General features: G+C 66.1%; 26 protein-coding genes. 8 read left to right on the top strand and 18 right to left on the bottom strand.

Features of this window, described 5'->3' with window-relative positions; genetic code table 11:
* Nucleotides 1-142: 142 nt before the first annotated feature.
* Complete coding sequence (locus tag V9L17_RS04815; protein ID WP_337345450.1) at nucleotides 143-781, top strand: TetR/AcrR family transcriptional regulator; 639 nt, start codon at nucleotides 143-145, stop codon at nucleotides 779-781.
* Nucleotides 782-820: 39 nt separating this feature from the next.
* Here V9L17_RS04815 and V9L17_RS04810 read toward each other — a convergent pair whose 3' ends face one another.
* The 3 genes from V9L17_RS04810 to V9L17_RS04800 form a co-directional block, all read right to left on the bottom strand.
* Nucleotides 821-1576 (bottom strand): SDR family NAD(P)-dependent oxidoreductase, encoded by a 756-nt coding sequence (locus V9L17_RS04810; RefSeq protein ID WP_337345449.1) that lies wholly within the window; start codon nucleotides 1574-1576, stop codon nucleotides 821-823.
* A gap of 61 nt (nucleotides 1577-1637) precedes the next feature.
* On the bottom strand, nucleotides 1638-3542 hold the full coding sequence (locus V9L17_RS04805) for a hypothetical protein (RefSeq protein ID WP_337350658.1): 1905 nt from the start codon (nucleotides 3540-3542) through the stop codon (nucleotides 1638-1640).
* Between the two features lie 182 nt (nucleotides 3543-3724).
* The gene (locus V9L17_RS04800; protein ID WP_337345447.1) at nucleotides 3725-4468 is read right to left on the bottom strand and encodes a FadR/GntR family transcriptional regulator; all 744 of its coding nucleotides are present in this window, start codon (nucleotides 4466-4468) and stop codon (nucleotides 3725-3727) included.
* 220 nt (nucleotides 4469-4688) lie between these two features.
* Between V9L17_RS04800 and V9L17_RS04795 the strand changes: the two genes are divergently transcribed.
* The 6 genes from V9L17_RS04795 to V9L17_RS04770 all read left to right on the top strand — a co-directional run bounded on the left by V9L17_RS04795 (nucleotide 4689) and on the right by V9L17_RS04770 (nucleotide 10856).
* A complete protein-coding gene (locus V9L17_RS04795; protein WP_337345446.1) occupies nucleotides 4689-6053 on the top strand; it encodes an MFS transporter in 1365 nt (454 codons plus the stop codon).
* Between the two features lie 105 nt (nucleotides 6054-6158).
* On the top strand, nucleotides 6159-7901 hold the full coding sequence (locus V9L17_RS04790; RefSeq protein ID WP_337345445.1) for a dihydroxyacetone kinase family protein: 1743 nt from the start codon (nucleotides 6159-6161) through the stop codon (nucleotides 7899-7901).
* A complete protein-coding gene (locus tag V9L17_RS04785; protein WP_337345444.1) occupies nucleotides 7898-8368 on the top strand; it encodes a ribose-5-phosphate isomerase in 471 nt (156 codons plus the stop codon). Before V9L17_RS04790 ends, V9L17_RS04785 begins: the two co-directional genes overlap by 4 nt.
* Nucleotides 8352-9164: a triose-phosphate isomerase family protein gene (locus tag V9L17_RS04780; RefSeq protein ID WP_337345443.1), complete on the top strand. Its 813-nt coding sequence runs from the start codon at nucleotides 8352-8354 to the stop codon at nucleotides 9162-9164. Before V9L17_RS04785 ends, V9L17_RS04780 begins: the two co-directional genes overlap by 17 nt.
* Nucleotides 9161-9994, top strand: coding sequence for a sugar phosphate isomerase/epimerase family protein (locus V9L17_RS04775; RefSeq protein WP_337350657.1), 834 nt, complete (start codon nucleotides 9161-9163; stop codon nucleotides 9992-9994). Before V9L17_RS04780 ends, V9L17_RS04775 begins: the two co-directional genes overlap by 4 nt.
* Nucleotide 9995: 1 nt before the next feature.
* The gene (locus V9L17_RS04770) at nucleotides 9996-10856 is read left to right on the top strand and encodes a phosphogluconate dehydrogenase C-terminal domain-containing protein (protein WP_337350656.1); all 861 of its coding nucleotides are present in this window, start codon (nucleotides 9996-9998) and stop codon (nucleotides 10854-10856) included.
* 101 nt (nucleotides 10857-10957) lie between these two features.
* Here V9L17_RS04770 and V9L17_RS04765 read toward each other — a convergent pair whose 3' ends face one another.
* Complete coding sequence (locus V9L17_RS04765) at nucleotides 10958-11578, bottom strand: TetR/AcrR family transcriptional regulator (protein ID WP_337345440.1); 621 nt, start codon at nucleotides 11576-11578, stop codon at nucleotides 10958-10960.
* Nucleotides 11579-11707: 129 nt separating this feature from the next.
* Here V9L17_RS04765 and V9L17_RS04760 point away from each other — a divergent pair, with 129 nt between their 5' ends.
* Nucleotides 11708-11974 carry a hypothetical protein gene (locus tag V9L17_RS04760; protein ID WP_337350655.1) on the top strand — a complete coding sequence of 89 codons (267 nt, stop codon included), beginning with the start codon at nucleotides 11708-11710 and terminating at the stop codon, nucleotides 11972-11974.
* 37 nt (nucleotides 11975-12011) lie between these two features.
* Here V9L17_RS04760 and V9L17_RS04755 read toward each other — a convergent pair whose 3' ends face one another.
* The 14 genes from V9L17_RS04755 to ftsH all read right to left on the bottom strand — a co-directional run bounded on the left by V9L17_RS04755 (nucleotide 12012) and on the right by ftsH (nucleotide 23481).
* Nucleotides 12012-12722, bottom strand: coding sequence for a GAF and ANTAR domain-containing protein (locus V9L17_RS04755; RefSeq protein ID WP_337350654.1), 711 nt, complete (start codon nucleotides 12720-12722; stop codon nucleotides 12012-12014).
* Nucleotides 12723-12731: 9 nt separating this feature from the next.
* Nucleotides 12732-13433 carry a GAF and ANTAR domain-containing protein gene (locus V9L17_RS04750; protein WP_337350653.1) on the bottom strand — a complete coding sequence of 234 codons (702 nt, stop codon included), beginning with the start codon at nucleotides 13431-13433 and terminating at the stop codon, nucleotides 12732-12734.
* 136 nt (nucleotides 13434-13569) lie between these two features.
* A complete protein-coding gene (locus V9L17_RS04745) occupies nucleotides 13570-13842 on the bottom strand; it encodes a hypothetical protein (protein ID WP_337350652.1) in 273 nt (90 codons plus the stop codon).
* A gap of 11 nt (nucleotides 13843-13853) precedes the next feature.
* Nucleotides 13854-14075 carry a hypothetical protein gene (locus V9L17_RS04740; protein WP_337345435.1) on the bottom strand — a complete coding sequence of 74 codons (222 nt, stop codon included), beginning with the start codon at nucleotides 14073-14075 and terminating at the stop codon, nucleotides 13854-13856.
* A gap of 329 nt (nucleotides 14076-14404) precedes the next feature.
* Nucleotides 14405-15349 carry a 4-phosphopantoate--beta-alanine ligase gene (locus tag V9L17_RS04735; protein WP_337345434.1) on the bottom strand — a complete coding sequence of 315 codons (945 nt, stop codon included), beginning with the start codon at nucleotides 15347-15349 and terminating at the stop codon, nucleotides 14405-14407.
* A 2-nt stretch (nucleotides 15350-15351) separates the two neighbouring features.
* The gene (locus tag V9L17_RS04730) at nucleotides 15352-16245 is read right to left on the bottom strand and encodes a Rossmann-like and DUF2520 domain-containing protein (protein ID WP_337350651.1); all 894 of its coding nucleotides are present in this window, start codon (nucleotides 16243-16245) and stop codon (nucleotides 15352-15354) included.
* Nucleotides 16238-17794: a PH domain-containing protein gene (locus tag V9L17_RS04725; protein ID WP_337350650.1), complete on the bottom strand. Its 1557-nt coding sequence runs from the start codon at nucleotides 17792-17794 to the stop codon at nucleotides 16238-16240. The genes V9L17_RS04730 and V9L17_RS04725 overlap by 8 nt, the downstream gene beginning before the upstream one ends.
* Nucleotides 17795-17883: 89 nt before the next feature.
* The gene (locus V9L17_RS04720; RefSeq protein ID WP_337345431.1) at nucleotides 17884-18396 is read right to left on the bottom strand and encodes a PH domain-containing protein; all 513 of its coding nucleotides are present in this window, start codon (nucleotides 18394-18396) and stop codon (nucleotides 17884-17886) included.
* Nucleotides 18377-18919, bottom strand: coding sequence for a DUF3180 domain-containing protein (locus V9L17_RS04715; protein ID WP_337345430.1), 543 nt, complete (start codon nucleotides 18917-18919; stop codon nucleotides 18377-18379). Before V9L17_RS04715 ends, V9L17_RS04720 begins: the two co-directional genes overlap by 20 nt.
* A 3-nt stretch (nucleotides 18920-18922) precedes the next feature.
* Nucleotides 18923-19462: a 2-amino-4-hydroxy-6-hydroxymethyldihydropteridine diphosphokinase gene (gene folK, locus V9L17_RS04710; protein ID WP_337345429.1), complete on the bottom strand. Its 540-nt coding sequence runs from the start codon at nucleotides 19460-19462 to the stop codon at nucleotides 18923-18925.
* Entirely contained in the window at nucleotides 19459-19818 is a 360-nt protein-coding gene (gene folB / locus V9L17_RS04705) for a dihydroneopterin aldolase (RefSeq protein ID WP_337345428.1), read from the bottom strand. Before folB ends, folK begins: the two co-directional genes overlap by 4 nt.
* 13 nt (nucleotides 19819-19831) lie before the next feature.
* Nucleotides 19832-20752 carry a dihydropteroate synthase gene (folP, locus tag V9L17_RS04700; protein ID WP_337350649.1) on the bottom strand — a complete coding sequence of 307 codons (921 nt, stop codon included), beginning with the start codon at nucleotides 20750-20752 and terminating at the stop codon, nucleotides 19832-19834.
* 10 nt (nucleotides 20753-20762) lie between these two features.
* Complete coding sequence (gene folE / locus V9L17_RS04695; RefSeq protein ID WP_337345426.1) at nucleotides 20763-21407, bottom strand: GTP cyclohydrolase I FolE; 645 nt, start codon at nucleotides 21405-21407, stop codon at nucleotides 20763-20765.
* A gap of 10 nt (nucleotides 21408-21417) precedes the next feature.
* Nucleotides 21418-23481: an ATP-dependent zinc metalloprotease FtsH gene (gene ftsH, locus V9L17_RS04690; RefSeq protein WP_337345425.1), complete on the bottom strand. Its 2064-nt coding sequence runs from the start codon at nucleotides 23479-23481 to the stop codon at nucleotides 21418-21420.
* Nucleotides 23482-23521: the final 40 nt, after the last annotated feature.

Here is a 23521-nt window from a genome sequence, read left to right as displayed (position 1 = left end):
ATTGGGAAAGACCGTAACATGAAAACCTAGTGGGTACTAGGTTTTTATTTTGAAAAGCTGAATCGCCCGTAATGTGACGCGACCCACAGCGGTTGACCAATTGGCTTTCCGCCCCTGAAAACTACCTTGTTAGGGTTATGTGATGACTGACACCCCTGCCACCGCGGTCGCCGAGGCACCTCGTCGGGGCCGGCCACGGGGTAGCTATGCCAAGACCGAAGCCCGCCGCCAGGAGATCCTCACGGCCGCCTTCGAGGTGTTTTCGACGTCGGGCTACCGCGCGGGATCGCTGAAGGATGTGGCCGACAAAGTTGGCCTCAGCCAGGCTGGGCTGCTGCACCACTTCCCCAGCAAAGAAGCCCTGCTGGAAGCTGTCCTCACGCTGAGGGACGAGGAATCCATTACCCGGACGGGCGCATTGACTGCCCAGGGGATTGAGATGCTGCGCGGCCTCGTGGAGCTCACACGCTACAACACCACGATTCCCGGCCTGGTCGCCCTGTACTGCGTCCTGTCGGCTGAAGCCACCGATCCCGACCATCCGGCCCACGAGTACTTCCAACGGCGCTACACCTGGGTCCGCGGCACCATGACAGAAGCCTTCGACGAGCTGGCAAGGCAAGGCCAGCTGCGTTCGGGCATCGCTCCCTCCACCGCTGCACGCCAGCTTGTGGCACTCATGGACGGCCTGCAGGTGCAGTGGCTGCTGGACAACGACTCCGTGGACATGCCAGCCGAGGTGGTCGCGTTCCTGGAGGCCGTCACCACGGAGAAGTTTTAGCCGGGCACTACTAGCGGGCAACAGCAGGTCAGCGCAGCCCTACAGCGCAGTGAGGCCTCCGTCCACGGTGAAGATCCCGCCGGTGGCGTAAGCGGAGTCGTCGCTGGCGAGGAAGACCATGATGCCCTCCACGTCCGCTGCCGTCCCGGGACGGCCCAGCATGGTGGAATTCACCAGGCTGGCGCGGCTGACGGGGTCCTCGGCAATGGCCTGGACCAGCGGTGTTTCGGTATAACCGGGGACCACGATGTTGACGCGGATGCCGGCGTGCGCGTAGTCGGCTGCAACTACCCTCGCCAGGCCATGGACCCCGGCCTTAGAGCTCGTGTAGGCGGTGAATGTCTGGCCGCAGGCCACCACGGCGGTGGGGCTGCCCGTGCAGATAATGGAGCCGCCGCGCCCTTCCATGGCCCGGACGGCATGTTTGAGCGTGAGGAACGCGCCCCGCTGATTGATGGTGACAGTCTTCTCCCAGACGGCCAGGTCCAGGTCCCCCACCTTCGCGTCCTGGCCGAACAACTGCACGCCGGCGTTCGCCACCACCACATCAAGCTGCCCGGCCGCTGCAACCTCGGCGTAGGCAGCCGCCACACTCGCTTCGTCCGAGATGTCCATCCGGAGGGCGAGCGCGCCCGAAGCCCCGGTGGCGGCGGCGGCCTTTTCTGCAGCTTCCACGTTGATGTCGGCGAAGTAGACCGTGGCCCCTTCGGCGACAAAGCGCTGGGCAACGGCCAAGCCAATCCCCGAGCCAGCCCCCGTGACAAGGGCAGTTTTTCCTTCAAGTCGCAGACCCATCGGGTCTCCTTTCACATAGGGGGCGCGGCCGTCGGAAGGCGGCAGCAAAACATGGGGTGGTTCAGTTCGGTGCCGGAAACTTGGTACCCGGAAAGCGGACGACGCCGGCAGACCATGGTCCGAGCGTCAGCCGCCCGGCTGCGGGGTCGCCGTCGTTATTGGTACTGAAGCGGATGACAGCGGGGGTCTCCTGCCCGAAAGCGGCGCACACGGCGCCGCTCGCGCTGACACCGTCCGGAAGCCGGACGTCCACGACAACCGGGGAACCGGAGAGGTTGCCGGCAAAAATGACCAGGCCTGCCCGCGACCGCACAGGGTACAGCGTCACCGGCCCCGCATCGGCGTCGACCGACAACACCACGGAGTCCCGGAGCCCGGCGAGCTCCTTCAGTAGTTCACCGGCCGGATTCAGCTGGCCATCGGCGCCGCTGATGCCCGTTGGGCCGGATGCCTCGAAGTAACTGACGGAGGCTACCCCGTCCATGGTCAGCGCATTGATACTCGCCAGCGTCCATGCGGCGGTGAACGGCTCGCCCTGCAGTTCATCGGCTTCCGCCTCCGATTCGATACCGGACGTGGCCACGGCGTTGAACCGCGGCAGCAGCGTCACTGGACCAACGTGGACCGGCCTTCCGCCGCCCAGGCGCAGCGCGTTCTGGGCCACGAGCCGCTGCATGGGCACGCTGTCGATGACGTGTGCGGCCTCGGTACTGTGCATCTGCGGCGTAATGCTGAACGTGAGGGCGTCGGAGTCCGACGGCGTGCGGCTGCTTTCGCGGTTCAGTTCCGTGAAGTGCGCCCGGGTTCCGGCCAGGAGGCTTCCGCCGAACCCTGCGGCGTGTGCCGATTCCTTGAGTGCCGGCCAGCTGTCCGGCTCCGTGATGTGGGTGTCGGGATGGAACACCGCGAGCCGCTTGGCTTGCGGCAGATAGGGTGCGAGGTCTGCGACGGCGCCAACCGGGTCCGCGGTCACTGCCCGGATGTCCAGTCCGGCTCCGTGGATGGAGGCGGCGGCTGCCGCGGCCGCCAACCGGGCTGTCCAGAGTGATCGGTCGGCGTCGTTTTCTTCGTCGACAAGTTCAACCACAAGGGCGTCGAGCCCGGGGATCTCCGGGAGCACCCCGGGCTGGGACCCAGCCCCCACGGCCAAGGCCGGAACCCGGCCGGCTTCAGCGCCAATCCGCGCGGAAACCGCTGTGGGCAAACTGGAAGCAACGCGGGCAGCCACTGCGGCCGCTTCCACGGCCTCCTGCGGCTCCAGCGTGGCCGCCTCGAGGAGGACGGACTGCCGAACAGTGTCCCCGGCTGCGACGGCCACCGGGAAGGGCAGCGACAGCGGCGTGCTGTACGTCTTGAAGGACGCATCCGTCCAGTTCCGCTGGTCCTCGGTCTCAAAGACGTCACCGGTGAACGAAAGACGGAAGGCGGTGCCGGCGTCGGCCCACTCAAGTGCCGCGATGTCCGTAAAGGGCTGGTGCGGGCTGATGTCGTGCGGAAACTGCGCGGCTGTGCTGCCGCCGCCGGGGTGTTCCACCGTGATTTCCCGGCCGGCCTCAGCCGGAGGATGGAGCACCACTAAGCCGATCCGGTTGCTGCGGAAGGCCTGCGCAGCGGCACCTTCAAAGGAAATTTCCACGGTCGCGGGAGTGAATTCGGCCGTCAGTTGGCCGTCATACTCCACGCCGTATCCGGCAAAGGCTACGGCCCAGCGTGCCTGAAGGCCGTCGTCGTCCTGCTTGATCTCGACGTTTCGAACCGAGGGCTTCGGAGTCCGCCAATTGTGGTCCCGGACTACGGCTTTGACGGCCCGCAGAACCTCCCGGCCCGCGTAGCTGACGTGTGCGAGTTCGTCGCCCACAAGCCGGGCAGTCCACGGTCCGGCGGAGAGCAACCGCACGGGGGGTGCCAGCCTGGCCTGGACGGAGGGGGACAGTTTCGGCGGACCGGTCAAGGGCTGGGAAGACACGTCACTGCTCTCTGCCTGGCCCGGGGCTGCTTTGGCCCGGCGGCCCGACGTCGCTAAAGCAAACTTAAGAGGGCCTGTGAGGCAGGCCATATCCGATTATGGAATTATCGCTGCATACAAGTCAACCGGTTGACCAATAGTTGGACGACGCGCAGGGGGCCCGAATGGGGTCAGCCGGAAAGCTACTGCGAGGCGTCAAAACCGGCGAGCAGCCGGCGGGACGCGGTTTGCATGTGCGAGCGCATGGTCTTAGTGACTGCCTCGGAATCGCGGGCTTCAAGGGCGGTGAATATCTCGGTGTGCTCCTTGAGTGCGGCCGCAGCATGGCCTTCGTCCGTCAGCGCGCGGTCCACCCAGATGCGCAGCAGGGAGCGAATGCTTTGGAGCAGCTCCTTGAGAACCTGATTTCCGGAGCTTTCGGCGATTTCGCGGTGGAATGCGGCATCGGCTTCCACAAAGGCCGCCAGGTCATTGAGCGTTTCGGCCATGGTGGCCAGGTTGCCCCGCATGCGCTCAAGGGCCTCATCGGTGATCCGGTCGGCGGCGAGCTGCGCGGCCTGGACCTCCAGGCCACTGCGCAATTCCACCAGTTCGCGGGTCCGGGGCGCGCCGAGCATCAGGCCCCAGCTCAACGTGCGCGGCAGGAGTTCGGAGATGCCGTCACGAAGGTAGGTGCCTGACCCGGGCCGGACAATCACAATCCCCAGGATCTCCAGGGCAGCAAGCGCCTCACGCACCGCGGACCGGCCAACACCCAGGGAGGCGGCCAACTGGCGCTCCGCGGGGAGGCGCGTTCCGACGGCGATATCACCACTGGTGAAATACGCGAGCAGGCGCTCTGCGACTTCAGAGACAACGGAGCCCTGGCCCACGGAACCGAGCGCTGCGCTGATCTTGGCCGTCGATGCGGCGGAGTTTATGGACACATCCCAAGCGTAACAACCGGCCCCTGCCCCGGCCGCCAACCCTGGACTTCCAAAAAAACAACACGTCAACCGGTTGACCAATTTACGTTTCGCTCTTATCGTTGAAGTCACACATGCTTTAGCCGCCGGTCCGGCCCCCCCCTGCCCTCCGGCGATGAAACAGCCCCCCCAAGCCTCCAGAGACGGACGCTGCCGGGAACATCAACATCTAGGAGTCAACGTGGACACCACACAATCGGTGGTCGAAAAATCCGCAATCAGGAAAGTGGCGATCCGGCTCGTGCCGTTCGTCGCCCTGATGTTCTTCATCAACTACCTCGACCGAACGGCCATCTCGTTTGCCGGCCCCAACGGCATGAACACAGACCTGGCCCTGTCTGCAGCACAGTTTGGCTTTGCGTCCGGCGTCTTCTTTATCGGCTACATCCTGCTGGAAGTTCCCAGCAACCTGGCCCTGCACAAGTTCGGCGCCCGCCGCTGGCTGGCCCGCATCATGGTCAGCTGGGGCATCGTTTCCCTGTTGTTCACCTGGGTGGGCAACGTGGAACAGCTCTACGTCCTCCGCTTCATCCTGGGCGTGGCCGAGGCCGGGTTCTTCCCCGGCGCCATCCTCTTTCTGAGCCTCTGGGTCCCGTCACGGCACCGCAGCAAGATCCTTGCCCTGTTCTACTTGGCCCAGCCGCTGACCACAGTGATCGGCGCCCCGCTGGCCGGCCTCCTCATCCAGCAGCACGGCCTCTTCGGACTTGAGGGCTGGCGTGTCATGTTCTTCGGCGTCGCAGTCCCGGCAATCATCGTCGGCATCGTCGCCTGGTTCTACCTGGCTGACTCCCCCGCAAAGGCCAAGTGGCTGACGCAGGAGGAGAAGACCTGGCTGACCGGCGCACTGGAGAAGGAAAAGAAGGAAACCGCGGCCAGCAACAAGCACGTCAGCGTCCGCACCGTCTTCGGCAACGGCCGCGTCTGGATGCTCTCCGCCATCTACTTCGGCTTCATCTACGGCCTCTACGCCCTCGGCTTCTTCCTCCCCACCATCATCGCGGGCTTCGAAGGCATCTACGGCACCAAGTTCGATGTCCTGCAGAAGGGCCTGATCACGGCCATCCCGTACCTGCCGGCAGCGTTCGCCCTGTACTTCTGGTCCAAGGACGCCACCAAGCGCGGCGTCAAGACCTGGCACATTGCACTTCCCGCCCTCATCGGCGGCCTCAGCATCCCGCTGGCCCTGTTCGCAGGTTCCCCGGCGGCCACCATCGCTGTCATCACCATCACGGCCATGTCCATCTTCGCGGCCCTGCCCAACTTCTGGACCGTGCCCACTCAGTTCCTCACCGGCGCAGCAGCCGCCGCAGGGATCGCCCTGATCAACACCATCGGCAACCTGGCGGGCTTCAGCGCGGGCTACGTCACCGGCTGGCTGAAGGACCTAACGGGGGGCTACACGGTGCCGATGTTCGTCGTGGGCGGCTTTATGCTCCTCTCCTCGATCCTCATGGTGGCACTCAGCCGCTCCGGCAAGGTCAGCGAGGGCATCCCCGCCGAGGCACTGGATCCTGCGGGCGCCGGACACCACTCCGAGCCGTAAACCAGACCCGGGGGCGTCCGTTTTACCCGCGGACGCCCCCGCACCAATCCAACTAACCGGTGGTCGAGCCACCGGAGCGAGCAATAACTCCAGGAGCCTTTTCCCATGACCCGCCTGTTCAACGAACCTTCAGCTTTCGCTGACGAAATGATCGAGGGCTTTGTCGCCTCCCACGGACGCTGGGTGAAGCGCGTTTCCGGCGGCGTGGTCCGCAACACCAAGAGCACCCCGGACACGGTGGCGCTGGTCATCGGCGGCGGCTCCGGACACTACCCGGCGTTCGCCGGGCTCGTGGGCCAGGGCCTGGCCCACGGCGCCGCGATGGGCAACCTCTTTGCTTCCCCGTCCGCCCAGCAGGTCTACAACGTGGCCAAGGCCGCCAACAACGGCGGCGGTGTACTGCTGGGTTACGGCAACTACGCCGGCGACGTCCTGCATTTCAACCAGGCCCAGGACCGCCTCCGGGCGGAAGGCATCGACTGCCGCAGCATCGCCGTCACCGACGACGTCTCCTCCGCCCCGCCCGCCGAGCGCACCAAGCGCCGCGGCATCGCCGGGGACCTGACCGTTTTCAAGGTGGCCGCCGCTGCAGCGGAAGCCGGTTACTCCATGGACGCAACAATGGAAATCGCCGAACGCGCCAACGACCGCACGCGCTCCTTCGGCGTCGCGTTCACCGGCTGCACGCTGCCGGGCGCGGACCATCCTTTGTTCTCCGTCCCGGAGGGCCGGATGGCCGTGGGCATGGGCATCCACGGCGAGCCCGGCATTGATGAAACGGACATTCCGACGGCGGATGAGCTTGCCGAACTGCTGGTCGCCAAACTCCTCACCGAAGTGCCGGAGGGGCTCGACGCCAGAGGTGCCCGCGTGGTCCCCATTCTGAACGGCCTGGGCAGCGTCAAGTACGAAGAGCTTTTCGTCGTCTACCGCCGCGTCGCACAACTCCTCGCCGAGGCCGGCCTGGAAGCGGTTGACCCGCAGGTGGGTGAACTCGTCACCAGCTTCGACATGGCCGGCACGTCCCTAACCCTTTTCTGGCTCGACGACGAACTCGAGGCCCTCTGGGACGCCCCCGCCGACGCCCCGGCCTTCCGCCGCGGCGCCGTTACCGCGGAAGCACTGGAAGCCGGCGACGGCGAACTTGCCGAGGCCGAGGCGGTCATCCCGCACGCCACGGAAGAATCCCGCGCCGGCGCCGCGCGTGTCCTCGCCGCCCTCGGCGCCGCGAAGGCCGTCGTGGATGCCAACGCCGATGAACTGGGCCGGATCGATGCGATCGCCGGCGACGGTGACCACGGCATCGGCATGGAACGCGGCGTCCGCGCCGCCGTCGAAGCCGCAACGGACGCCGTCGCCCGCGGCGCCGGTGCCGCCACTACCCTTCACTTTGCCGCGGATGCCTGGGCCGACAAGGCCGGCGGCACTTCCGGCGCCCTCTGGGGCATGGCCCTGCGCGCCGTTGGGGACGCCGTGGGAGACAGCAAAGCGCCCGACGCCGGTGCTGTCGCCGCCGGTGTCGCAGGAGCCGCGGCCGCGATCATGGACTTCGGCAAAGCCAAACCCGGCGACAAAACCCTCGTGGACGTCTTGGTTCCCTTCCGTGACGCGCTGGCATCCGGCGTCGGTGCGGGTAAGTCCCTCACCGAGGCCTGGGCCGCCGCCGCAGTGACCGCGGAGCAGGCCGCCGAGGACACCGCCCAGCTGCTGCCCCTTATGGGCCGCGCCCGCCCGCACGCCGAGAAGAGCCTCGGCACGCCGGACGCGGGTGCCGTATCCATGGCACTGATCATCCGAGCCATCCACAACACGCTCATCGAGCGGACAACCATTAAGGAGAAAGCATGAGCGCCAAACTGCGCCTGATTGTTGGGGCCGACGACGCCGGTTTCGAGTACAAGGAAGCCCTGAAGGCTGATTTGGAGGCCTCCGAGCTGGTCGAATCCGTCACCGATGTTGGGGTGGACGCCACCAGCCACACCCCGTACCCGTCCGTGGCCATCGCCGCCGCCGAGCTCATCGCCGCCGGCAAGGCCGACCGCGCCCTGCTGGTCTGCGGCACCGGCCTTGGTGTGGCTATCGCCGCGAACAAGGTCCCCGGCATCCGCGCTGTTACCGCGCACGACAGCTACTCGGTTGAACGTTCCATCCTGAGCAACAACGTCCAGGTCCTCACCTTCGGCCAGCGCGTTGTTGGCCTGGAGCTCGCCCGCCGGCTCGCCAAGGAATGGCTCACCTACACCTTTGACGAAACCTCGGCCTCGGCCGGGAAAGTCACCCTGATTAAGGACTATGAGGGTGTCACTTCGTGCTAATACCCCGATAAAACCGAAGGCCATCATCGGCGTCAGCCTGAAGATGTACTTCGGCTACCAGCGCTCGGTGGACTACTGCCGCGACGTGGCCGCCATCGCGTTCGCGCACCCGGCGGTCCAGGCCGGCGACATCGAGCTGTTCGTCCTGCCCACGCTCCCGGTTCTGCCCGAGGCTGCCCGCATCCTGGGACCGGCGGGAGCCGCCGCGGGCGCCCAGGACATCTTCTGGGAAGACGAAGGCGCGTTCACCGGTGAAGTCGGCGGCAAGACCGTGGCCGAGCTCGGCGGACGCTACGCCGAAGTGGGCCACGCCGAACGCCGCCGGATCTTCGGCGAGGATGACACAGTCATCGGACTGAAAACGGCCGCCGCCTACCGCAATGGCCTCACCCCGATCCTGTGCGTCGGCGAACTGCAACGGGGATCCGTGGAAGAAGCAGTCACCCGCTGCTCCGCGGAAATCGACGCCGCCCTCCACCGCGCGCAGTCCCTGGGACCGGCCAGCCGGACCATCGTGGCCTACGAGCCGCAGTGGGCCATCGGCGCCCCGGAACCGGCGACACCGGATTACATCAGCGCGGTCATCACCGGGCTGGACGCGCACCTGCGCAGCCTGCCCGGCCAGGCGGACAGCCGCGTCATTTATGGCGGAAGCGCCGGACCAGGCCTGATCACCAAGCTGGCCCCCGCCGTCGCCGGCCTGTTCCTGGGCCGCTTCGCACACGACCCGAAAGCGCTGAAGACCATCCTGGATGAGACGGCTGCAAGGATGACCGCTGCGGAGGTGAGGGTATGACCAGCCTCGGCACCGGCTCACGGATCGGGCAGGGTTCAAGAATTGGATTGAGCAGCTACGCCTTCTTCTGGCAGCTCTCGGACAAGGTCTCCCAACCGCTCAGTATCCATCAGGCGCTGGAACGGACCGCCGCGCTCGGGGTGGAACTGTTCCAAATCTGCGACTACGCCCCACTCGAAGCGATGCCGGATTCCGAGCTGGAGGCCGTCCGGGCCACCGCGGACCGGCTGGGCATTTCCCTTGAGCTCGGCACCAAGGGCATCCGCCCGGAGCACCTGAGGAAGTTCCTGCGCATCGCCGGCATTCTGGGCTCGCCCCTGCTGCGGACCATGTTCAACGTCCCGGGCCACACCCCGACGCCGGAGGAAGCCGTGGCGATCTTCAAGGAGGTCCTGCCCGAGTTCGAGGGCGCCGGGGTGAAGATCGCAGTGGAAACCTACGAGCAGGTCCCCACCAATCGGATCCTGGACGTGATCCGCGGAGTGGGCAGCCCGTACCTTGGCATCTGCGCCGACCCGGCCAACACGGTCGCGGCGCTGGAGATGCCTCGCGAGGTGATTGACGCCGTCGCGCCTTATGTCCTGAACATGCATGTCAAGGACTTCGCGTTCAGCCGCAAAGACGGGTGGGTCGGATTCACCTATGCCGGCGCACCGCTCGGCGAAGGCCTGCTCGACTACGACTACATGGTCAGCAAGTTCATGCCCTACCAAAGAAATATCAACCAGATCGTCGAACACTGGCTGCCGTGGCAGGACTCCGAGGCGGACACTATCCGCCTCGAAAACCAGTGGACCCAACAAAGCATCGAATTCCTAAGGAGCAAGTGAAATGTCAGCAGAAAAATTGACCGTCGCCGTCATCGGAGCCGGTGGCAAAATGGGAATGCGCGTTTCCCGTAACCTCCAAAAGAGCGACCACACCGTCTTCTACAGCGAGAACTCCCCCGCAGGCCAGGAACGCATCCAGGCAGAAGGCCGCGAAGTCACCGCCACTGACGACGCCGTCAAGAACGCCGACGTGGTCATCCTCGCCGTCCCGGACACCGTCCTCGGCGTCGTCTCCCAGGGCGTAGTCCCCCAGATGAAGGCCGGCGCAATCCTGCTCACCCTGGACCCCGCCGCCGCCTACGCCGGCCTGCTGGCAAAGCGCGACGACGTCGTCCAGGCTGTGGCTCACCCGTGCCACCCGTCCGTGTTCCTCGAGCGCACCACCAAGGAAGAATGGGCCGACACCTTCGGCGGCGAGGGCGCCCCGCAGAACGTGGTGGCCGCAATCGACGAGAACGCACCGGAGGGGACCAAGGCAGCAGCCGAGGCCACCATCCGCATCATCTACGCACCCGTCATCGACGTCCACTGGGTCACCGTCAAGCAGCTCGCCATCCTCGAACCCACCCTCGTGGAGACCGTCGCCTGCATGATCGGTACCCTGCTCAACGAGGCACTGCACGAGACCGTGCACACCGCGGGCGTTCCCGAGGAAGCGGCGAAGGCCATGCTGTTCGGTCACGTGCAGATTGCCCTCACCAACGCCCTGCGCGGCTCCAACCCGTTCTCCGAAGCCTGCGAAATCGCCATCCAGTACGGCAAGGACACCATCATCAAGGACGACTGGAAGAAGATCTTCGACGACTCCGAGCTGGACAGCGTCATCGCCAAGATGCTCAAGCTGGACGCCGTCAAGCGCTAGCCCCGAGGGCGGCGCGAGTGCCCCCGCCGTTCGGCGCGTTCTTACAGTTGAGGCCCCGGAAACCGGGGCCTCAACTGTAAGTTCCGCGACTGGTTGGCTGCCTAGCTGCGGTGGTGTTCTATCAGCCAGGCAGCCATCTGCTGGGCACGCTTGTTCGCCTGCATGTCACCCTCTGTGGCCGAGATGATGGATCCCTTCATCAGGATGTGCCAGGACCGGGCGAAATCTTCGGTTCGGGCCAGCCCCGCTTCCTCCGCAAGGGCCTGGACGTGGCCGCGGATCCTGGCCAGGTAATCGATGCTTGCCTGGCCGAGGGGGTGCGCCGGCCCCATCTCCAGCAGGATGTTGATGAAGGAGCAGGCCTCGAAGTCCTCGCGCAGGAACCAGTCGCCGAAGACGTCGAAGATGGCCAGCAGCTGTTCAGCGGGCGTGTTCCCGCGGCGCCGGGCTTCGGAGACAATGGCGTCCACGGTCCACTGCCGGTCGCGTTGTTCCAGGAAGGCCAGCACCAGGGCGTCCTTGGAAGGAAAGTGCCGGTAGAAGGTTGCCTTGGCAACGCCGGACCGTTCGATGAGTTCGTTAACGCCGACGTCCCGGACACCACGGCGGGAGAAAAGTTCGTAAGCGACAGCCAGTATCCGGCCCACTGCATCGGCATGGCCAACTGCCGCCCCCACCTGCGTCTGCACGGGGGACGGTCCAGTCTCTGGGGCTGAAGTCATTGTACGAACCAGTTTACGCCAGGTAGAGACAGACCGGTCTTCCTCGCGGTAATGTTTCCCCTACGCGCAGTGCTTTCGACGCCGATTGGACCGTTTTCGGCCCAGCCGGTCTGGTGCAAGGAGGCTCCTATGTCAGCAGAGCGGATGTTCCAAAGCGTGCCCGCTGATCCTGAACCTTGGTTGGATGAGGACTTCAATCCAGCCGAGATCCGGCGGTTTGCGATCGAGTCGCTTCGATGGCAGGCGCAGGAAATTATCGATGAAGTGCTCTGCGGAAAGTCCCCCGGGGAAGAGATGGCGCGGGCACGGCTCCGCCGCTGCGTGGCGCGGCATCCGGGAGAACCCGAGCAGGCCCTGCTGGAACAGCTGATGGTCAACCGGGAACTTCCCGCCTGACACCTGGGCCGCGTATCGGCCGGGTGCCAGTGCGGCTTTAGAGGTTAAGGCTGCGGTCCACGATCCGGCCGGCGGTCACATGGAGGCCTTCATTATGAGCGCGCGCGTGATTGCGCAGCCGGTTGAAGGCTTCGTCCATGTCCACTCCGGCGGTGTGGGCGATGACTCCCTTCGCCTGTTCAATCAGCACGCGGCTGTTCAGCGCACGCTGCAGCTGCTCGTTGACCAGGGATGCTTCCCTGATGGTGCGTTCCTGCATCAGGCTGATTGTGGCTACGTCTGCCAGGGCTTGGCCGATCGCAGCATCCTCCGCGGTCAGGGAACCGGCGTTGGCCCCGAAAAGTCCCATCGCACCGATGGTCCGTGCGTGGAGGCGCATGGGCACCGCGTGTACTGACCGGAAGCCCTGTGAAAGTGCCGCAGCCTTGAAGTCCTCCCAGCGATCCAGTGCGCGGATGTCCTCCACCACCACGGGACGTCCGGTGGAGTAGCATTCGACGCACGGTCCCGAGCCGGCCCGGAGCTGCAGGACTTCCACAAGCTGGCTTTGCTCGCTGGTGGACGCCAAGACCTGGAGTTCTCCGCTGGGGTCGGCCAGCACCAGGCCCGCGGCAGCAACGTCGAGGAGCCCCACGGATTCCTCAACGAGGGTGTGGAGCAGGTCCAGGACGTCGTAGTCCGCAACCAAGGTGTCCGTAAGTTTTACGAACGCCCCGCTGACGCGCTCGGCGCGGGTAGTCGTTGCCATGGCGCTATTTTACGTCAGCGGCGGGCTGCCGGGACCGCTGACACCGCCGTCGGACGTGAAACTCAGGCGGCCTTCGAGGACGGCGTCGGCCGTCTGGCGGAGCGTGAGGTCGTGGGCAAAGGCGTATGCACGCAGCAACAGTAAGGAATCCGCTGCAGTGGCACCGGACTGGGCGAGCACCATTCCAGTGGCTTGGTGGATCTCACGGCGTGACATGAGGGCCGGCTCCAAGGCGGGGTCGGTATCAGGCGAACTGATGGTGAGGATCGTTCGAAGGAGGTACCAGGAGGTCTGCCCTGCAAGAACGGCCGCAGTCGCCTGCTCGGACCTGCTGAGGGCCCCGGGTTCTGAGTGGTAGAGCTCAACCACGCCCAGGTCCACCGCACCAACCGTCAGTGGGAAAACAAACAAGGCGGCGGCCCGGGTCCTGGCAACGGCCTCGTGGAACATTGGCCAGTCAGCGTGCGCTACCGCCTGCACATCCGGGATCAGCACGGGCAGGCGGGTCCGGACAGCCCTCCACCGCGGCCCTTCGCCCAGGCTGAACTGCAGTTCATCCAGCTGGGCGGCGAGGGCGTCACTGGCGCACACGAGGGTTTCGGCTGTGGCGCCGCCAAACAGGGACACTGCAGCTCCCGTGACGGGCAATTTCTGCAGATAGGGGCCGCACAGGTCTTCTCCACCCGCGACCAGCCCGGGTGCAACATCCATGCTGAGCCTCTGATCCCTGGTCCATCCCGCTGGGTTGTTCATCCCACTCTCACGCCGGCTGCTGGCCGAACCGGCATGGCGGAGTCGTCACCTAAGGATACTCACCGCCACCGCGCATGATCATCACGGGCCGAAATCAGGGCGTCTCCTCGCCACCTTCCGCATTCACGCGTTGGGAAGTCTCCATCAGATGGGCGAGCAACGCCCGTTCCGGTGCACCCGGGTAGGCGGCAACACATTTGCGAAGGTGCAGTTTGATCTCTGCCAGCCCGGGCGATTCGTCCTCAAGGATGGAGGCGATGATCTCGAGCGCCTGCACCCCGATCGGCGTGGCCCGGGGCATGCCGGGGAACTGCGCAGGTGCTGTAATTTCCGGGGCAAGTGCCAACATCGCATGACCGTCATACATCAGCGCCTCCCTTAGGGGTCGATCTGCTCGCGGGTCTCGCCAAAAGGCACGGCCTCGCTCACCGCTACCGTGAAGGTGTCGGGCGCGTGACGGGTCACCATGATGCCGCAGATCCCCCTCTTGGCAGCATGTTGGCGTGCCAGGTCCACAGCGGAATTCAAATACTCGTCCAGGACGGACGCGTCAGTCACTTTGACGACATAGGACAGGCCGTCCTCTATTGTGCTAATCATCGGAAACTTGCTCCTGGTCTGGTGTGGCACGTCGGCCACAGGCGTTGGTGGGGGGTACAGGCGTGCACGGCGCACGCCCGTACGCGGCTGCGCCGGGCATACGGCCACCGGGCAGCACAAAGGCCAAGGGTAAGACGGGAAGTGATGTGGGGATTGCCCGCGTTGATGACTGCTCCTCCTGGTGGACGCCGAGTAAGGCCATGCCAGGGTCTGGGGCAACAATTCGAGCATAGCGGACCGGCAGGCCAACCAACAGGGACCGGGGCCCCCTACCGGCTTCGCCCGGACCCCGGAACCAGGCCGGAAGGTTCAGGAAGGTTCAGGAGGCTTCAGGAGCTGAGCGGCAGATTATCGATCAGCCTCACGGGGCCTACCTTGGCCGCGATGATCGCCAGGGCGTCGCCACGGAACGGGGTCTCGCGGCAGTTCTCGGCCAGCGGTTCCAGCGTGCCTTGGTCCACCACCTCGAAATAGTCGAGTTCAACCAGCGGCTGGGACGCTACCAGTGCCTGGGCGGACTCGAGGTCCAATGGCTCGTGGAGGTTGGCCCGCTGCTCGAGGAGCCGCAGCGCCCGGGACAGCACCAGGGCGGCGTCCCGCTGTTCGTCGGACAGGAAGCGGTTGCGGCTGGAGAGGGCCAGGCCGTCGGCAGAACGGACGGTGGGCACTCCCACGATGTCCACGGGGAAATTCAGGTCGGCCACCATGCGCCGGACCAAGGCCAACTGCTGGGCATCCTTCTGGCCGAAGTAGGCGCGGTAGGCAGGCAATCCCGGGATGCCGGCAGAAGGCGCACCTGAGGTTGCAAACGCGCCCGACGGCGGCAGCCCGGTTCCGGGAATGCCGTAATGCAGCAGCTTGGCCACCACGGTGAGGGCGCCGTCGAAATGTCCGGGCCGGGAGGCACCTTCCCACTTCTCCCCAAGCGGGCCGGCGGTCACCCGGACCAATGGCTCGCCGCCGGGGTACACCTCCTGCACGGACGGCGCGAACGCCAGGTCCACGCCTTCGGACTCCAACAGGGCGAGGTCTGCGTCCAGCGTGCGCGGGTACCGGTCCAGGTCAACGGCGTCGCCGAACTGCAGTGGGTTTACAAAGATGGACGCCACCACGACGTCGTTCTCTTCGACGGCGGTGCGCGCCAACTGCGCGTGCCCCTCGTGCAGGGCGCCCATCGTAGGCACCAGCCCCTGCGAGGCGCCGGACTTGTTCACCAGGAGCCGGGCGCTCTCGGACCGCAGATCGGCCGCCGTCGTCACCAGTTTGATGGGCATCTTCAGTCTTCCTTGGGTTCGAGGGCCTGGCGCAGCCCGTCCAGCTGGTCCCCCTTCAGCAGCCCGCGGCTCTCGGCGCGGCGTGCGGTGGAGCGGGCCATGGCCAGGTATGCCTCCAACACATCGCCGTGGGCGCCGGCGTCGTACTCCCGCAGGGCCTCGGCGTGGGCGGCCACTGTTCCGACATCGCCCCGGGCCACCGGCCCGGTCAGCGCCGCCTCACCGGAGGCCAACGCGTTCTCCAGTGTGGCCCGCAGCAGGGGCCCGAGCATCCTTTCGGGCGAATCCACGCCCACGTCACGGAGCAGCTGGGATGCCTGTGCCACCAGAGTGACCATGTGGTTGGATCCGTGGGCGAGGGCTGCGTGGTACAGGGTCCTGTCCCCTTCGGCGATGGCCACGGGCTCGGCACCCATTTCCACCACCAGGGCCTGCGCGATGGGCAGCATCGCCGCGTCCGCGGTGACGCCAAAGGTGCAGTCCAGGAGCCGGGTGAGGTCCAGGCTCATGCCGGTAAAGGTCATGGCCGGGTGCAGGGCCAGCGGGATGGACCCGGCCGCGCGCACCGGATGCAGGACGCCCACGCCAAACCGGCCCGACGTGTGGGCCACCAGCTGCCCGGGCTGCCAGGCGCCCAGCTTGGCCAGTCCGTCCACCAGTCCGGCCAAGGCGTCATCCGGTACGGCGAGGAGTACCAGTTCGGCACGCTCCACGATGTCCTGGATCTCCAGGATGGGCACTCCGGGAAGAAGCGCTTCCGCACGTTCCAGGCTCGCGTCAGACACCGCGGACACCCCCACGACGGCGTGCTCGGCCGCTCGGAGCGCAGCACCGAGCACGGCACCCACCTTGCCTGCGCCAATGATTCCGACGCCGAGGCGCCCCGGCTTAGCCATGTTGCTGGCCTTCCTGTCGTTTGGGGGTGTCAGGGGTCGGCGCGGACTCAACCGGCTGGCTTGGATCGGGCTGAATCGCCGCGGTTTCGGGCTCAGCGGCGGGAGTTGCCGGCGCCACCTGGGCCAGCCACTGTTCACTCGTCTGGCGTTTGCGGGCCAGCCTGGCACGGGTCGACTGTTCGTCGAAGAGGGTCCTGGCTTCCTCGACCCCGGCTTGGATCAGGCGGGGCGAGACCGGACCGGCGGTGGTGTGCAGAACGAGGTCGGCCACAGCGAACCGCCTGGCCAGCGGGCCTTGGTGCAGGGCCATGGATTGGGTGCGCTGGTGCGGCACTACCACTAGCTGCCGCCACCAGCGGCCGGAGCGGATCAGGAGGGCGGTTGCTGTGGCGGTGTAGCCGTTGCGGCGCCACCCCAGCGGGGCCAGGAACCGGGCGCGCCGCGGCGTGGTGACAAAGCCGCCGTCGGAATCCAGTCCCGTGAGCCCGGCGGTGAATACACTCCCCGGTTCCGGGGTTCCGGGGTCCGGGAGCACCAGGGACAGCATGCTCATCACGTCGGCCAGCTTTCCCACGGGCAGCAGGGTGGTGCGCGACGCCGTTTCGCCGTTGCTTCCCGCAGCACCATATCCGGCCACGTTGACTTGTATGCGGTACCAGCCGAAAATACGCCAGAGCGGCGGCTGGGCTACCCTGAGCGCCTGGATTCTCCCGGGCGGGAGCGTCTGGGCCTGGGTGTCCAGTAGTCCATACCGCAGCCGGATGCCGTCCGGGGAAATAGCGGCAGTGAAGTTGTAGCCCTTGTTGAAGGAACTCCAGTAGGTCGCGGCGAGGCCCAGGGCGGCGGGAATCAGGTACAGGTAGAACCCGCGATTGTCGGTCACCGCGGAGAGGACCACTGACGCGACGCCGCCCAGCACCACGAAGAAGCTCTGCTCGCTGAGCAGCAGCGAACCGACCAGGCGCGACGGCGGCACGGACAGCACGGGGAATTCCGGCGCCTCGGGCGCGGCTTCCTCGGGCCGCTCCGGGTCCTGGACCACGCCGGCGGCCCGGGCGAGGATAGTGGCACGGAGCTGGCGGGCGTCGTCCATCCGGAGGTAGGCGAGGCGCACAGCCGACTCACCGGCGTCGGCGACTTCGAACTTGAGTTCAGCCAGGCCAAAGATCCTGGCCAGCAGCGGCTGCACGATGTCAATGGCCTGGACGCGGTCCAGCCGGGCCTGCCGCTGCTGCCGGAAAAGGAAACCGGTATTGACCCGGACGTAGCCGCCGGCAACCTGGTACCTGGTGAAGTACCAGGTCAGGATGAAGCCAAGGACGGCGATCAGCAGTACGGTCCCGCCGCCGGCCAGCAGCCAGGGAATCCGGCCGGCGAACCCCTCTTCCAAGAGGGGCCTGCCTTGCAGCATCCGCTCAAAGAAGTCGCGGCCGAAGAAAAAGCCGATGGCGGCCAAGGCCACCCAGCCGCGCACAAACGGCGACGCCGGATGCACGCGCAGCCACTCGCCGTCGTGCGTTTCCGGTGCGGACGCGGCGGGCGCAGTCATTGCAGCCGTAGGTGCGGCAGGCGTAGGCGCGGCGTCGGCTTTACGCGGAAGTGGCGCGGAACCCGGCTCCGGGACGGGGCCGTCAGCGGTCACAGCCCAGCCAGCCTGGCTTCGCCGCGGGCCGACAGCTGCTCGCGCAGGCGCGCGCCTTCCGCGGCCGGCAGCCCGGGGATCAGTGCGTTGGTTCCCGGCGAGGCCGTATGCAGCTTCAAGGTGCACAATCCAAGCCCACGCTCCACTGGGCCCACCCCGATGTCCACGTACTGCATCCGCCCGTACGGGACCACCATGGTGCGCTGGAAGAAGATGCCGCCCCGGATCAGGAGGTCCTCGTCCCGCTCGGCGTAACCGATGGCACGTACCTGTCGCGGGATCAGCACCAGCCGCCAGACGGCCATGACCACGGCCGCAGCGGGCACGAGGATCGCCAGCCACAACGGGGGCCACACCCACCACCCGAGGGTCACAAAGACCAGCGGCAGGCACAGCACAAGCACCATGATGAGGTTCCCGAGGGCCCACTCCACCAGCCGGACCGTGACGTATTTGGGCGACACCCGCTGCCAGGTGATGCCTGGCGGATCAATCGCCTCGGTACGCATATTCGCCTTCCCCTGCGGCTTCGCCCCGCGGGCTCCGGCCACGGTGGCCCTCGCCCGGCGTTTCAGTGTCCTCCGGCGGAATCTTGCAAAAGCGCTCCACTAAGAGGCCCACCACAATCATCACGAGGCCGCCACCGGCCTGGGCAAGCGCCACCCAGGTAATGCCTTGGTCACTGCGCAGGCTCCAGACCCTCAGCTGGTCCAGGAAAATGCCGACGTGCCAGCCCAGGAGTACCGTGCCGGCATAGGCGCAGGCCTGGGCAAGGACCAGGGTCCGGGCGGCCAGGATGGGGTCAAGAACAGTCTTCTTTTTGGTACTGTCCCGGTTGCTGTTGCGCCACCGCAGGATCCGGATGCCGAGGATCAGGGTGATGGCCACGATCACGCCCATGGTGGCCAGGGCCGTAACGGGCAGGACTGGCGTGGCCATGCTGTACCGGTTGGTCAGGACGGTGGCAGCCCAGCCGGCGACGGCCAGGATCAGGCCGATGAGCAGCAGGCGGAGGGGGTTGATCGGTTTCATGGCCTATTCAACCGCCCCGGCGGTGGGGACGCCGTCGAAGTCGCCGAAGCCGTCAAACGGGGCAAGGTCGTCAAAGTCGGAGGCGCGGACAGCCAGCGCGCTGATGCGTTCACCGTTCAGCATGGCGGCCGGTTCGATCAGGGACCACGGATAAAGCACGAAGGCGCGTTCCGCAGCGCGGGGATGAGGCAGGGTCAAGTCCGGGTCCTCGCTGGTGAAGTCGCCATAGGTGATGATGTCGACGTCGAGCGTTCGCGGCCCCCAGCGCACCTCGCGGACACGGTGGTGCTTGTTCTCCACGGACTGGCAGTGCTCCAGGAGCTTGGCCGGGGACAGGGTGGTTTCCACGGTGATGACCATGTTCAGGAAGTCCGGCTGGCCGGCAGGACCACCTACCGCCTTCGTCTGCACCACCGGAGAGACGGCCAGCAGGCGGACCTCCGGCGGATCCACGAGGTCAGCTACCGCTTCGGAAAGGGTGTCGTTCCGTTCGCCCAGGTTGCTGCCGAGCGCAAGCACCGCCTTGGTATAGCCGGTGGTCATGTCCGCTCCCGGTACACGCTGACGGACACGTCGCCGAAGGGGACTTCGATGGGCGCCTTGGGTTTGTGGACGGTGATCTCCACGGCGTGGAGCCGGTATTCGCTAAGCAGGTCCTCGGCAATCCGCACAGCCAGGGCCTCGATCAGGTTCACGGGTTCGCCCGTGATCCAGCCTGTGATGCGCTCCGCCACCTCGCCGTAGTGCGCGGTGTCCCGGACATCATCCGAGGCGGCCGCCCCGGAAAAGTCCAGGTGCAGCACGGCGTCCACCACAAAGGGCTGGCCGTCGCGGCGTTCGAAATCGAACACGCCATGATGGCCGACGGCGGTGACACCGCTCAGCGTAATCCTGTCCATGGGTCCCCCGGCCCTAGTGTGTTGTGCGGGCGGAAGCCAAGCGTGAGGCAACCTTGACGGCGTCAAGGCTGGGGCCGACGTCGTGCACGCGGACCGCCCAGGCCCCGCGGAACGCGCTGATGGCAGTGATGGCCGCGGTGGCGGCGTCCCGCTCCTCCGGGGCGGCGGACTTTCCTGCCACCGTGAGCAGGGTGCCCAGGAATCGCTTCCGGGAGGCACCTATCAGGATTTTGTGCCCCAAGCTCTCCAGCTGGTCCAGGTTTTGCAGGAGCTCCCAGTTCTGGGCGTCGTTCTTGGCGAAGCCCAGGCCCGGGTCCACAATGATCTGGTCCTGCCCGACCCCGGCTGCGTAGAGCTTGTCCCGTACCCCGGCGAGTTCTGCCACCACTTCCCCGGCAACGTCCTTGTACTCGGCCAGCGAATTCATGGTGCGGGCGTCGCCGCGGCGGTGCGTCAGCACGTAGGGCACCTTGGAGACTGCCACGAGCTCGGCCATTTCCGGTTCCAGGGTGAGGCCGGAAACGTCGTTGATGATGGCTGCGCCGGCTTCCACCGCGGCAGCTGCCGTAGAGGCATGGGTGGTGTCTATGCTGACCAGCGCGCCTGCCTTGACCAGGGCCTCGATCACGGGGATCACCCGCCGCTGTTCCTCTTCCGGGCTGACGTCCTCGGCGCCGGGACGGGTCGACTCACCGCCGACGTCGATGATGTCAGCCCCTGCGTAGAACATCCGGAGGCCGGCGGCGATGGCGGTGTCCGCCGTCGGATGCTTGCCGCCATCGCTGAAGGAGTCCGGGGTGACGTTCAGGATGCCCATGACCAGGGTGCGGTCGGTGGGCAGGTCGGAGAACTTCGCGGCCGGACGCGGTTTGCGCAGGATGGGCAGCGGAGATGTTGCGGGCCCGGTTCCCGGGGCTGCAGCTAGTGAGTCCATGGTCTGATACTTACCTTCCGAGGATGAGGCTCATGGCTTCGGCGCGGGTGGCCGGGTCATGGAGCTGCCCGCGTACCGCACTGGTGACGGTTTTCGCTCCGGGCTTGCGGACACCGCGCATGGACATGCACATGTGCTCGCATTCAACCACGACGATCGCGCCGCGGGGTTTGAGGTGGCTGACCATTGCTTCAACGATCTGGGTGGTGAGTCGCTCCTGCACCTGCGGGCGACGGGCGTACATGTCCACAAGCCGTGCCAGCTTGCTGAGCCCGGTCACTTTGCCATCGTGCGAGGGAATGTAGCCCACGTGCGCCACCCCGTGGAACGGGACCAGGTGGTGCTCGCACGTGGAATAGAACGGGATGTCCTTGACCAGGACCAATTCTTCGTGGTCGAGGTCGAACTTGGTGGACAGGATGTCCGCCGGATCGTGGTGCAGCCCGGCGAACACCTCGGCGTAGGCCTTGGCCACGCGCTTCGGGGTGTCCTGCAGGCCGCCGCGGTCCGGGTCCTCGCCGATGGCCAGCAGGATTTCGCGGACAGCAGCTTCGATCCGCGGCCGGTCCACTTTCTCATGCTTTTTGTGGTGGTGGCCGTCCTCCGCCGGGTGTCCGGCGGAGGAGTGGATGTCGTCGTCGTCGAAGTGGTTCACAGAAGAAAGCTTAGCCGTGGACGCCGTCAGGCCCCGAGTCGGGGACGCCGCCCTGGAACGCTGCGTCCTCCGGGACACCCTGCGGGTGCGGGGGCTGCGCGTCCAGCGGCTCCTCGAGGCGGGCCTGCTTTGCTTCCTCTTGGGCTTCGCGCTCAGCCTTCTCCTGGCGGGATTCCACTGGGCCCGCCTGCTGGACCGGGCGGGTCTCCTTGGACAACCAGACTTCGCGGAAGTCACGCTTGCGGATGTCGGCGAAGATATCGGCGATCTCGGACTGGTTGAGGGTTTCGCGTTCCAGGAGTTCCAGTGCCAACTGGTCCAGGACGTCGCGGTTCTCGGTAAGGATGGCGTAAGCCTCATCGTGCGCCTGGTCGATGAGGCGGCGCACTTCCTCATCCACCACGTAGGCGATCTGGTCGGAATAGTTGCGCTCGTGCCCGGCGTCGCGGCCAAGGAACGGCTCGCCGCCGCCCTGGCCGAGGCGGACGGCACCCACGCGTTCGCTCATGCCGTACTCGGTGACCATCTTGCGGGCCGTCGCCGTGGCCTTCTCGATGTCATTGGAGGCTCCCGTGGAGGGATCGTGGAACACGATCTCCTCAGCCACGCGGCCACCCATGGCGTAGGCCATCTGGTCCAAGAGCTCGTTGCGGGTGACGGAGTATTTGTCGTTATCCGGAACCACCATCGTGTAGCCCAGGGCGCGGCCACGGGGCAGGATGGTGATCTTGGTGACCGGGGCCGAGTTCCGCAGCGCCGCTGCCACCAGGGCGTGTCCGCCCTCGTGGTACGCGGTGATCTTGCGTTCGTGTTCCTTCATAACGCGGCTGCGCTTCTGCGGGCCTGCCATGACGCGGTCGATGGCCTCGTCCAAGGCGCGGTCATCGATGAGGTTGGCGTTGGAACGTGCCGTGAGGAGCGCCGCTTCATTGAGTACGTTGGCGAGGTCTGCACCGGTGTAGCCCGGGGTTTTCTTGGCCACAGCCTTGAGGTCAACGCCCGGGGCCATCGGCTTTCCCTTGGCGTGCACCTGCAGGATTTGGTCGCGGCCGATCAGGTCCGGGGCATCCACAGAAATCTGGCGGTCAAAACGGCCGGGACGCAACAGTGCCGGGTCCAGGACATCGGGACGGTTGGTGGCGGCGATCAGGATGACGTTGGTCTTGACGTCGAAGCCGTCCATTTCAACCAGCAGCTGGTTGAGGGTCTGCTCGCGTTCGTCATTGCCGCCGCCGATGCCGGCGCCACGGTGGCGGCCCACTGCGTCGATTTCGTCAACGAAGATAATGGCGGGAGAGTTGGCCTTGGCCTGCTCGAAGAGGTCGCGGACCCGGGACGCGCCCACACCGACGAACATCTCAACGAAGTCCGAGCCGGAGATGGAGAAGAAAGGCACGCCGGCTTCGCCCGCAACGGCCCGGGCCAGAAGGGTTTTGCCGGTTCCGGGAGCGCCGTAGAGCAGCACGCCCTTGGGGATCTTGGCCCCCACCGCCTGGAACTTTGCCGGCTCCTGCAGGAACTCCTTGATTTCCTGGAGCTCCTCAACAGCCTCGTCCGCACCGGCAACGTCAACAAAAGTCACTTGCGGCATGTCCTTGTTGACCATCTTGGCCTTGGACTTGCCGAACTGCATGATCTTGGAACCGCCGCCCTGCATGCGGGTCATCAGGAACCAGAACAAGGCACCGAGGAGGATGACCGGGATCAGGAGCGAGAGCAGTCCGGAGAACCAGTTGCTCTCGATTGGCTGGTCCGTGTAGCCGCTGGCAGGTTTGGCATCGGTGACGGCCTTGACCACGTCCACCGCACGGGCATCAACGAAGAAGAACTGGACGCTCTTGCCCTTGTCCTGGCCGTTGAGCTGCAGGTTTTCCTTGAGTACCAGGTCCACGCGGTTTTCGCCGTCGAAGATCTTCGCCTGCTCAACCTGGTTTTCAGACAGCAGCTCCAGGCCCTTGTTCGTGTCGATCCGGGCGGCACCGCCGGGAGCCAGCGTTGCAAAGGCCACAAGGAGCATGCCGATAACAACAACGATCCAGATGCCCGGGCCCTTGAAGAAACTCTTAGCTTTCATCTGTTCGGGGATTCGCCCCGTCCCTCCTGGTAGTGCTGCA

This window comes from Pseudarthrobacter sp. CCNWLW207 (assembly GCF_037203945.1).
Taxonomy (GTDB): domain Bacteria; phylum Actinomycetota; class Actinomycetes; order Actinomycetales; family Micrococcaceae; genus Arthrobacter.
This window is presented reverse-complemented; position numbering and strand designations above follow the sequence as displayed.

Excerpts from the sequence above, each read along its gene's own strand:
- V9L17_RS04720 (WP_337345431.1), bottom strand. The coding sequence starts at position 18,396 with ATGCGTACCGAGGCGATTGATCCGCCAGGCATCACCTGGCAGCGGGTG.
- V9L17_RS04790 (WP_337345445.1), top strand. The coding sequence starts at position 6,159 with ATGACCCGCCTGTTCAACGAACCTTCAGCTTTCGCTGACGAAATGATC.
- V9L17_RS04785 (WP_337345444.1), top strand. The coding sequence starts at position 7,898 with ATGAGCGCCAAACTGCGCCTGATTGTTGGGGCCGACGACGCCGGTTTC.
- V9L17_RS04715 (WP_337345430.1), bottom strand. The coding sequence starts at position 18,919 with ATGAAACCGATCAACCCCCTCCGCCTGCTGCTCATCGGCCTGATCCTG.
- folB (WP_337345428.1), bottom strand. The coding sequence starts at position 19,818 with ATGGACAGGATTACGCTGAGCGGTGTCACCGCCGTCGGCCATCATGGC.
- V9L17_RS04735 (WP_337345434.1), bottom strand. The coding sequence starts at position 15,349 with ATGCCCATCAAACTGGTGACGACGGCGGCCGATCTGCGGTCCGAGAGC.
- V9L17_RS04745 (WP_337350652.1), bottom strand. The coding sequence starts at position 13,842 with ATGTATGACGGTCATGCGATGTTGGCACTTGCCCCGGAAATTACAGCA.
- ftsH (WP_337345425.1), bottom strand. The coding sequence starts at position 23,481 with ATGAAAGCTAAGAGTTTCTTCAAGGGCCCGGGCATCTGGATCGTTGTT.
- V9L17_RS04755 (WP_337350654.1), bottom strand. The coding sequence starts at position 12,722 with ATGGCAACGACTACCCGCGCCGAGCGCGTCAGCGGGGCGTTCGTAAAA.
- V9L17_RS04740 (WP_337345435.1), bottom strand. The coding sequence starts at position 14,075 with ATGATTAGCACAATAGAGGACGGCCTGTCCTATGTCGTCAAAGTGACT.
- folK (WP_337345429.1), bottom strand. The coding sequence starts at position 19,462 with ATGACCACCGGCTATACCAAGGCGGTGCTTGCGCTCGGCAGCAACCTG.
- V9L17_RS04730 (WP_337350651.1), bottom strand. The coding sequence starts at position 16,245 with ATGGCTAAGCCGGGGCGCCTCGGCGTCGGAATCATTGGCGCAGGCAAG.
- folP (WP_337350649.1), bottom strand. The coding sequence starts at position 20,752 with ATGGACTCACTAGCTGCAGCCCCGGGAACCGGGCCCGCAACATCTCCG.
- V9L17_RS04750 (WP_337350653.1), bottom strand. The coding sequence starts at position 13,433 with ATGGATGTTGCACCCGGGCTGGTCGCGGGTGGAGAAGACCTGTGCGGC.
- V9L17_RS04775 (WP_337350657.1), top strand. The coding sequence starts at position 9,161 with ATGACCAGCCTCGGCACCGGCTCACGGATCGGGCAGGGTTCAAGAATT.
- V9L17_RS04810 (WP_337345449.1), bottom strand. The coding sequence starts at position 1,576 with ATGGGTCTGCGACTTGAAGGAAAAACTGCCCTTGTCACGGGGGCTGGC.
- V9L17_RS04765 (WP_337345440.1), bottom strand. The coding sequence starts at position 11,578 with ATGACTTCAGCCCCAGAGACTGGACCGTCCCCCGTGCAGACGCAGGTG.
- V9L17_RS04760 (WP_337350655.1), top strand. The coding sequence starts at position 11,708 with ATGTCAGCAGAGCGGATGTTCCAAAGCGTGCCCGCTGATCCTGAACCT.
- V9L17_RS04770 (WP_337350656.1), top strand. The coding sequence starts at position 9,996 with ATGTCAGCAGAAAAATTGACCGTCGCCGTCATCGGAGCCGGTGGCAAA.
- V9L17_RS04725 (WP_337350650.1), bottom strand. The coding sequence starts at position 17,794 with ATGACTGCGCCCGCCGCGTCCGCACCGGAAACGCACGACGGCGAGTGG.
- V9L17_RS04815 (WP_337345450.1), top strand. The coding sequence starts at position 143 with ATGACTGACACCCCTGCCACCGCGGTCGCCGAGGCACCTCGTCGGGGC.